At 54.4% G+C, this 805-nt stretch carries 1 protein-coding gene and 3 tRNA genes; all 4 read left to right on the top strand.

Annotation, left to right across the window (positions count from 1 at the left end; translation table 11 throughout):
- Window positions 1-51 precede the first annotated feature (51 nt).
- A tRNA-Tyr gene (locus AC1RPW_RS07715) sits at window positions 52-142 on the top strand.
- A gap of 18 nt (window positions 143-160) precedes the next feature.
- Window positions 161-442, top strand: coding sequence for a co-chaperone GroES (locus AC1RPW_RS07710; RefSeq protein WP_481769397.1), 282 nt, complete (start codon window positions 161-163; stop codon window positions 440-442).
- A 58-nt stretch (window positions 443-500) separates the two neighbouring features.
- Window positions 501-576 (top strand) — tRNA-Asn (locus AC1RPW_RS07705).
- A gap of 5 nt (window positions 577-581) precedes the next feature.
- A tRNA-Phe gene (locus AC1RPW_RS07700) sits at window positions 582-657 on the top strand.
- Window positions 658-805 lie beyond the last annotated feature (148 nt).

Genomic DNA, 805 nt, shown 5'->3' with positions numbered 1-805 from the left:
GGACGCTGTGGTTGTTCGGGTCTCCCCCACAATCACCAATTTTAATTCACTGGAGTCGTGGCCGAGTTGTTCGAAGGCGCGGGCCTGTAGAGCCCGTTCCCCTAGCGGGACGCGGAGGTTCGAATCCATCCCGACTCCACCAGTTTCTTAGGAATCCTAAATGGCAACTACGCCTCTCTACGACAAGGTTGTTATCCGTCCGCTAATTTCGGACCAGACCACATCTGGTGGTATCGTGATTCCGGGTACGGCAGACAATTCTGATTGTGGTGTTGTGGTGGCCGTAGGCGAAGGACATATCCTGCGCGACGGTTCGATCCGTCCTCTGCGCGTTAAGGTAGGTGACACGGTTATCACGTCAATGACGACTGCAACCGTAGAAGTAGATGGTGAAGAGCTGAAGGTGTGCCTCGAAGGCGACCTGATTGGTATCATCAGTTAAGTAGTACGAATCAGATAGTGAGCCGGACGAAGTTGTTACCCGGTCTATCTGACTCAATTCCGGTGTAGCTCAGCGGTAGTAGCAACGGACTGTTAATCCGTGGGTCGCTGGTTCGATCCCAGCCACCGGAGCCAAACATGCGCGGGTAGCTCAGTTGGTAGAGCACCGGACTGAAAATCCGGGTGTCGCTGGTTCGAGTCCAGCCCTGCGCACCAACGTTGTGACCTCGTAAAAATCGTAGGAGGGGCTGATTACCCCGACCGCAATTTGTGTCCCGGGCTCGGCCTGTGTGTCGCTAGTGTAGATTTTCCACGTGTTGAGGTCAACTAATCAATTGGGGACTAGCCAAGTCAGGTCCAAGGC

This window comes from Dellaglioa sp. CoH-55-MRSF-8 (assembly GCF_056782195.1).
Note: the sequence above shows the minus strand (reverse complement) of the source record. Positions and strands in the feature narration are given on the sequence as shown.